The 1,746-nt window shown below is 72.1% G+C and carries 2 protein-coding genes; one reads left to right on the forward strand and one right to left on the reverse strand.

From position 1 onward, the window contains the following. Window positions 1–94: 94 nt before the first annotated feature. A complete protein-coding gene (locus Q7F20_RS18520; RefSeq protein ID WP_305741523.1) occupies window positions 95–766 on the forward strand; it encodes a GntR family transcriptional regulator in 672 nt (223 codons plus the stop codon). Between the two features lie 13 nt (window positions 767–779). Here the strand turns inward: Q7F20_RS18520 and Q7F20_RS18525 are convergent, their stop codons facing one another. Continuing rightward, a complete protein-coding gene (locus Q7F20_RS18525; RefSeq protein WP_305741524.1) occupies window positions 780–1,664 on the reverse strand; it encodes a carbohydrate kinase in 885 nt (294 codons plus the stop codon). Window positions 1,665–1,746: the final 82 nt, after the last annotated feature.

The following is a 1,746-nucleotide window of genomic DNA, read 5'->3' on the forward strand; positions in this document are numbered from 1 at the left end:
GGGCGAGCGCCTGAGCTCGCCCGCCGTCCCGACGGCTGCACCACCGGCCCGAGGGCCATGGCGAACCGACCGAACATCCAGGAGGATGACACCGATGACCTCCGAACTCGCAGACTCGGCCGAGCAGCTCTCGCTCTCGCGTCAGATCCACGCCCGACTGCGTGAAGCGATCATCCGCGGCGAGTACCCGCAAGGCCACAAGCTCGCCGAGGTCCGCGTCGCCGAGGAACTCTCCGTCTCCCGGGTCCCGCTCCGCGAAGCGGTACCGATGCTCGAGATGGAGGGCTTCGTCGTCACGACGCCGCGTCGCGGAGCCGTCGTCACGACCTGGACGACCGAGCTCATCCACAACCTCTTCGATCTCCGGGAAGTCCTCGAGGTCGGCGCCGCGGGCCTCGCGGCGCGTGAGATCGGACGCGGTGCTTCCGCGGAGCGGATCGAGGAGGCGCTCGCGCATTCGCACGCCGTCGTCGATGACGGAGACCCGTACCTCATCGCCGAAGCGAGCACGCTCCTCCACGAGAGCATCGTGGAGGCGACGGGGAACCCGCTCATGCAGGCTTCGATGCGTTCGGTCTCCGGTCGTGTGCAGTGGTTGTTCTTCCTCACGAGCGACCTCGACGTGCACGACGCCTTCAACGATCACGTCGAACTCGTCGCCGCGATCTCACGAGGCGACGAGCGGATGGCCGAGGCGCTCGCCTTCGCGCACATCGAGCGCGACCGGGAACCGTCCTTCGCGGTCCTGCACCAGCCCCTCGGCTGACCGCGACCGCTGATCAGGACCGCAACTCGGCCCTCGTCGGGGGATCCGCCCCGGGGCGGCTCACCGTGACCGCGGCGCACGCGAGCGCGAGGGCTGCCAGCTGCTCGAGGTCGACACCGTCCAGGTCCCGTGGGTGCTCTCCCGATGCGAGGACGCCCGCGAGCAACCCGGACATGAACGAGTCACCCGCCCCCACGGTGTCGGCGACCTCGACCCTCGGGGCCGGCACCCGTCGCCGGGGTCCCGCGGCCGAGGCGAGCGCGCACCCGTGCGGTCCGAGCGTCACCGCCGCGAGTCCGGAACCACGGGACAGCAGCTCGTCGAGCACCGCGTCGACGTCGTGGTCCGGCCAGAGCCACGCGGCGTCCTCGTCGCTGAGCTTCACGACGTCCGCGCTCGTCAGCAGCGGCCCGAGCGCAGCGAGCACTGCGGACCGGTCGGGCGTGATGCTCGGCCGGACGTTCGGGTCGAGGGACAGGAGTGCGGTCGACGGTCGGGAGCGAGCGGCATCGACCACGGCCGCGGCACCCGGGTCGAGGACCGCGCCGATCGACCCGACGTGCACGAGCGGCGTCCGGTCGGGCAGTTCGACGGGGTCCAGCCGCCAGTCCAGGTCGAACGTGTAGTCCGCACCTCCGTGGCCGTCGATGGTCGCGACCGCCGTGGAGGTCCGCCCGATCGCGGTGGCCTCGACACGGACGCCGCTCGCCTCGACGTGCCGTCGGACGGCCGCACCGCGCCCGTCGCCGCCGAGGGCGCAGACGAGTGCCGCGGGGACGCCGAGCCGGGCGAGCCCGACCGCGACGTTCATGGGGCTGCCGCCCGGGTGCTCGACCCGCCCCTCCGGCCGCTCGATGACGTCGACCAGTGCCTCACCGATCACGACGACCGTGTCCATGCTGCTCACCTTCTCCGGTTCCGCTGTCGGGAGTGACGATACGGCGGACGGGAGGCGCGGTGCGGGCTGGCACCGCGCCTCC

Origin of the sequence: Curtobacterium sp. A7_M15 (assembly GCF_030705415.1) — a bacterium.
GTDB lineage: Bacteria > Actinomycetota > Actinomycetes > Actinomycetales > Microbacteriaceae > Curtobacterium.